Annotated in this window: 5 protein-coding genes; 3 read left to right on the top strand and 2 right to left on the bottom strand. The window is 62.2% G+C overall.

The genetic code is table 11. The annotated features are described in order from the left end of the window. The 3 genes from AC1DT3_RS09720 to AC1DT3_RS09710 form a co-directional block, all read left to right on the top strand. Positions 1-1,033: 3-hydroxyacyl-CoA dehydrogenase NAD-binding domain-containing protein (locus tag AC1DT3_RS09720; RefSeq protein WP_477465051.1), on the top strand; the 1,033-nt coding region annotated here is incomplete at its 5' end. 57 nt (positions 1,034-1,090) lie between these two features. Next, positions 1,091-1,639, top strand: coding sequence for an acyl-CoA thioesterase (locus AC1DT3_RS09715; protein ID WP_477465050.1), 549 nt, complete (start codon positions 1,091-1,093; stop codon positions 1,637-1,639). Between the two features lie 59 nt (positions 1,640-1,698). After that, positions 1,699-2,325: a DsbA family protein gene (locus AC1DT3_RS09710; RefSeq protein WP_477465049.1), complete on the top strand. Its 627-nt coding sequence runs from the start codon at positions 1,699-1,701 to the stop codon at positions 2,323-2,325. A 4-nt stretch (positions 2,326-2,329) separates the two neighbouring features. Here the strand turns inward: AC1DT3_RS09710 and AC1DT3_RS09705 are convergent, their stop codons facing one another. Beyond that, entirely contained in the window at positions 2,330-5,839 is a 3,510-nt protein-coding gene (locus tag AC1DT3_RS09705; RefSeq protein ID WP_477465048.1) for a NahK/ErcS family hybrid sensor histidine kinase/response regulator, read from the bottom strand. A gap of 134 nt (positions 5,840-5,973) precedes the next feature. Further along, a partial coding sequence (locus AC1DT3_RS09700; protein ID WP_477465047.1) for a substrate binding domain-containing protein occupies positions 5,974-6,531 on the bottom strand: 558 nt, incomplete at its 5' end.

Genomic DNA, 6,531 nt, shown 5'->3' with positions numbered 1-6,531 from the left:
CCTTTCGCGCATCAAGACCAGCGCCGATTACAACGACTTGAGCGGTTGCGATCTCGTCATCGAAGCGGTGTTCGAAGATCCGAAGGTCAAGGCGGAGGTTATCGCGAAGGTCGAGGCCGCGATCCGACCGGATTGCATTTTCGCGTCCAATACGTCGACATTGCCCATTTCAGGCCTCGCCGAGAACTCCAAGCGCCCCGACGAATTCATTGGAATTCACTTCTTTTCGCCCGTCGAGAAAATGATGCTCGTAGAAGTGATCAAGGGAAAGCAGACCGGCGACAAGGCGCTCGCAACCGCGCTCGACTATGTTCGCGCGATCAAGAAGACGCCGATCGTCGTCAACGACTCACGTGGTTTCTTCGCGAACCGCTGCGTCCTGGCCTATATCCTCGAAGGACATCTCATGTTGATCGAGGGCGTTCCGGCGCCGATGATCGAGAATGCCGGTAAGCAAGCCGGCATGCCCGTCGGTCCACTGTCGCTCAATGACGAGGTCGGCGTCGATCTCGGCCTCAAGATTCTGAAGGCGACGAAGGCACAATTGGGCGACGCGGCGATTGTTCCTGAACAGGAGAAACTGCTCACCCACCTGGTTGAGAAGGAAGGGCGCTTCGGTCGCAAAAATCGCAAGGGCTTCTACGATTATCCGGAGAACGGTCCGAAGCGCCTCTGGCCAGGATTGTCGGCCCTTCAGGCGACAAATCTCGAGGCTGAACTGATCAATATGCAGGAGCTCAAGCAACGGCTTCTCGTGACGCAGGCCCTTGAAGCCGCACGCACGGTCGAAGAGGGAGTCATCACCGATCCACGCGAGGCGGATGTGGGTTCCATTCTGGGATTCGGCTTCGCACCGTTTACCGGCGGCGCCCTGTCCTATATCGATTTCATGGGCGCGAAGGTTTTTGTGGATCTGTGCAAGAAGCTGCAGTCCAGGCACGGCGAGCGATTCGCGCCGCCGAAGATCCTTCTCGACATGGCCGCATCGGGTGGCTCGTTCTATGCGCGCACCGACGCGAAGAAGGCTGCGTGAGGCAACCTTGATTCGACAAATGAAACCACAGCCGGACGAACTCCTCGGAACCGTCCGATGAATCTCTGGCTGCGGGTCCTGCATTTGATTCTGGCCTCGTTTTTCCGGCCGCGGATCGACGCCGTCAGGGACGTATCGCGACTGCGCTTTCGGGTCTGGCCGCACGATCTCGATACGTCGCTGCACATGAACAATGGCCGCTACTGGACGCTGATGGATCTTGGTCGCGCCGACATCATGATCCGCTCAGGTCTTTGGCGGGCGATCGCCAAGAACGGATGGGTGCCCGTGGTCAATGCGGGCACCATCCGCTTTCGGCGGGAGCTGCGGCTGTTTCAGGCTTTCGCGCTCGAAACCCGCATCGTGACCTGGGGCGACACCTTCGTCGTGATGGAGCACCGTCTGGTCACAACCGCCACAAACGGCGCTCCGGTCGCGTGCGCGGTCGCTCTCGTCCGTGCAGGGCTTTACGATCGCAAGTCCAAGCGATTCGCCACCGTCGACGAAATATTCGGAGCGATCGGCATTCAGGCCATTGCCCCGGAACCCGGACCGGAGGTCGCCGGGTTCCTCGCCGCCGAGGAGGCCATGAAGCAGGCGGGTTGAGGTTCGATGTGCGCCGAAGCCGTCTTGCCAACAGACGCCAAACCCGCGAAGCTTTGGCCATGACACGCAATATCGATTACTACTTCTCCTTAGGGAGCCCCTGGGCCTATATCGGCCACGCCCCGTTTATGGATATCGCACGCCGGCACGGGGTCAGCGTCAACCACAAGCCGGTTTTCCTCGGACGAATGTTTTCCGAGACGGGTGGGTTGCCCCTGGCGCAGCGACATCCGGTTCGGCAGCGATACCGGTGGGTCGAGCTGCAGCGTTGGCGAGACAAGCGCGGCCTGTCGTTCAATCCGAAGCCCAAGCACTGGCCGTTCGATGTGAACCTGGCCGATCGTTTCGTCATCGCCGTCGCTGCGACAGGCAAGGATCCCGATCCATTCCTACGCCGCGTCTTTGCCGGTATCTGGGAGGAAGACCGCGATCTCGGCGACCCGTTGGTCATCGCTGAACTCGCCGAAGCGGCAGGGCTCGATTCCTCGTCCCTGATGGACGTCGCGACGGGCAGCACAACGGAAGCGATCTATGCGCTCAATCTGGAGAACGCGGTCGAGGGAGATGTTTTTGGCTCACCCTCCTATGTGCTCGACGGCGAAGTGTTCTGGGGCCAGGACCGGCTCGAACTTCTCGACGACGCACTGGTGAGCGGCCGCGCGCCTTACACCCCCACCATCGCCTGAGACGTCACTCCGCTGCTTCTCGCGTTGCACGCCATTGGGTCAGAAGGGCGCGCAACGCCGCGGGTTTGAGCGGCTTGTTCAGCACGTGCACGTTCATCGACGCGGCCGCGTCCCGCACTGTCGGCGTGCGGTCGGCTGTCACGAGTACGGCGGGCGTATCGACCTGCGTCTTCCAACGCAGCGATTTGATGAGATCGAGCCCATCGCCTTCGTCGAGATGATAGTCGGCGATGATGACGTCAGGACCCTCGCGATGGGCTTTGAGAACGGCCTGCGCACTGTTCAGATCGGACGCTGTCCACACGTCGCAGCCCCAGCCGGTCAGAAGGAGGCGCATGCCTTCGATGATCGTGGGCTCGTTGTCGATGGCGAGAACGCGCAAACCCGAAAGCTGGGTGACGGGTGCTTTCGGAACTTCGGGCGAGGCGACCGATTCGGGAAGCGCCGCCACCACCGGAACGTCGACCCGGAAGACGGAGCCGCGCCTCGCACCCGATTGCAGCGTCACCGGATGACTGAGGACGCGGCCCATGCGTTCCACGATGGAAAGGCCGAGCCCAAGGCCACGCGCCGCCTTCGCTCCCTGATCGAGACGCTGAAACTCGCGAAAGACGATCCGCTGCTTCGATGGCGGGATGCCGAGACCGGTATCCCAGATTTCCAGCATGAGACGGTTCCCGCGGCGTCTAGCGCCGACGAGCACGCGTCCGGCGGGCGTATATTTGACCGCGTTCGAAACGAGGTTCTGCAAAATGCGACGCAGCAAGCGACGGTCCGAGCGCACGGTGAGCGACGAGTGGACGAACGTGATCTCGAGACCCTTTTCGCGCGCGACAGGTCCGAACTCCCGTTGCAATTGCCGGAAGAGTTCGTCGATGCGGAAACTCGACCATTGCGGCTTCATGGCGCCCGTATCGAGCCGTGAAATATCGAGCAGGGCGGTCAGGATCTCCTCCACCGCGTCGAGTGAGGCGTCAATGTTTTCGGCGAGCACCACGTCTCCAGCGCCGCGATCTCGCTCGACCAGTGAAGCTGCATAGAGGCGGGCCGCATTGAGAGGCTGGAGAATGTCGTGACTGGCCGCCGCGAGGAACCGAGTCTTGGAAATGTTGGCTTCTTCCGCCTCGGCTTTGGCGCCGAGGAGAGCCTCGTTCAGGCGCGTGAGTTCTTCGGTACGCTCGCGAACACGCTGCTCCAGGGTTTCGTTGGCGCGCCGGCTTTCCTCCTCTGCCGCGACGGTCTCCGTCACGTCCGTGTATGTCGTCACGAGGCCGCCGTCCGGGAGTTGGTTCGAGCGGATCTCGATGACGATCTGCGAGGGATAGAGCTTGAGGCGGACCGGTTCGAGATCGTGCAGGAACGAATGAATGCGCGATGCGATGTGACGATCGTAGGATCCCGGCCCGTAGGAGCCGCGCTGAGCGTTGAAGCGAATGATGCTGTCCATACCGACGCCGACACGCACGAGATTGGGCGGCAGATCGTACAGATCCACGAATGCCTGGTTCCAGGCGAGGAGCCGTAGATCGCGATCGAGCACCGTGATGCCCTGTTTCGCGTAGTTGATGGCGTGCTGTAGGAGATCGCGACTCTGCTGAATAGCGGCCGACGCATCGTCGAGAAGCTTCAACGCATCCTTGGTCGAGACCGTGCGTCGGCGCAGAAGCAGCGACAACGCAAGACGTGACGACGCCGTTCCGATGGCAGAGGCGAGCAGATGTTCGGCGTAGCGCAGGAGGTGAAAATCGGCCTCCGCGCGCCCTTCCAGAGGCTGCCCACGGCTATGGGCGAAGCCCGCGAAGGATTTGGTGGCGCGCTCGTCACCGAGATATCGCGCTACCGTCGCGCGCAATTCGTCGACCGTCACACTGGCGCGAAACAGCCGGAAGCTCGGGGCTGCCGAGACGTCGGGCTCGCCGACGAACACCTTGGCCTGAATACGCTCGAGCGCCGTCGCCTGCCGCCAGAAGGATGCGCCGATATAGGTGAGTATATTGAGGGTCAGACTCCAGATCACCCCGTGCGTGAGTTGCGGGAGATCGACACCGAACAAGGCGGTCGGCTTCAGAGCGAGGATGCCGAAGGGACCGGTGACGACAACGTCAGACCAGAACACGCCGTCCCAGACGAGGCTGGGCAAGAGAAGCGTATAGGCCCACATGAAGAAGCCGACGAGCAGACCGGCGCATGCGCCCAGGGCCGTGCCGCGCGACCAGATCAGACCGCCGAGAAACGCCGGGGCGATCTGGGCAATGGCGGCAAACGACAGAAGGCCGATCGAGGCGAGCGCGGCTTCGCCGGAGGAGCGATAATACGCGTAGGCGAGAAGGATCACGAGAACGATCGAGACGCGCCGAACACCCAGGACGAAGCCGCCGGGATCGACGTCCGCGAAGGCACGCCGACGCAGCACGATCGGCATGACGAGATGGTTCGAAATCATGATCGCGATTGCAACCGAATCGACGATCACCATGGCTGTCGCCGCCGAAAAGCCACCGAGGAACGCGATCAGCGCGATGCTTCCCGCCTTGTCGAACAACGGCAGGGCCAGGACCGTCATGTCACGATCGATGGCGCCGGGCGGAAAAATCGCCATGCCGCCGAGGGCGATCGGAATGACGAAGATGTTGATGAGCACGAGATAGAGCGGGAACAGCCAGGCGGCGCGCTTGAGATCGGCGAGCGATCGGTTCTCGACGACCGTCATGTGAAATTGACGCGGCAGCAGGATGGACGCGCAGATCGAAAGAAGGATCAGCGTGATGTAGCTGCCGAACCCGGACGTGCGCTCGATCAGGTTCGCATTGATCCCCTTCTCCGCCAAACGGGCGACGATCTCGTCGAACCCGTCGAACATGATGAAGGTGACGTAGGCCCCGACGATCAGGAACGCGACGAGCTTGACGATCGACTCCAACGAGATCGCGAGAACGAGGCCGTCCTGATGTTCCGTCGCATCGGTATGACGAGTCCCGAACGCCACCGCAAAGCCCGCCAGGACGAGCGCGACGACGAGGGCGAGATCGCCGAAGATCGGAATGTGATGCGACGGAGCGCCGTTGGTGACTGTCAGAAAGACGTCGAGTGACGACGAAACGGCTTTCAGTTGCAGAGCGATGTAGGGGACGGAGCCGATGAGGCAGATGAGCGAGACGATGGCGGCAACCCGCTCACTCTTGCCATAACGCGCGGCGACGAAGTCGGCGATCGAGGAGATGTTTTGCGTCTTCGCCACGCGCACGATGCGCCCGATCAGCACATGACCCAAGCCGATGACCAGGATCGGACCGATGTAGATCGTCAGGAAATCAAGCCCCGATGAACTCGCGAGGCCGACGGAGCCAAAGAAGGTCCACGACGTGCAATAGACCGCCAAGGACAGGGCGGCGATGGTCGAGCCGGAGCGTCCGCGTACGATGTTGCGGCCGGTCGAATCTCCCCAATGCGCGGCGGCGAACAGGAGGCTGAGGTAAACCAGCGCCGAAAGAATAACCGCCCAACTGGCGACCATGGGTAAGCCCTTGCGAAAACGAAGAAGCCGAGATTAGCGCCTTAGAACGTGAACGGCAAAAATGGATACCGGCGTCGCCGACGCCGTCCTGTTCGGGCCTGTAGCACACGTAAGCGCGACGGCCCACGCACCTCCTAGTCCAGCCCCCGGTCCCATCGCGGCGTCGGTGTAAAACGTTGCGCCAGAAACGCGACGAGGACCCGTGCTTTGGCTGGGGCGGCACGCCCGGAAGGCAGCACCGCGTGTACCCCCAGTTCGTAGCTCGGCTGATCCAGTTCGATGCGCTGCAAGTCCCCGCCGCGCAGGCTGTCTCCGACGATAAAGGTGGGCTGGTAAATCAAACCCTGGCCGGCGAGAGCGGCCGCCAGCAAGGCGTCGCCGTTGTTCGCGCGCAGATTTCCGCCAACCGCTGCGGGTACGTCGCCTTCGGCGCCGAAGCTCCATCGTCTGGCGCTGATGGCGCTCGACATCGTGTAGCCGAGGCAATTGTGCTGGGCCAGATCGGCGATGGTGCGTGGTGTTCCGTGGGCGGCTAGGTACGCCGGTGCTCCGCACAAGACGACGCGGCAGGGCGCCAGCCGTCGGGCGACGAGGCCAGAATCCTTCAGCCGGCCGATCCGGATGGCCAGGTCCCACCCTTCCTCGATCAGGTCGACATAGCGGTCCGTGAGACCGAGGTCGACCGTCACGGC

This window comes from Microvirga sp. P4_G7 (assembly GCF_056401005.1).
This window is presented reverse-complemented; position numbering and strand designations above follow the sequence as displayed.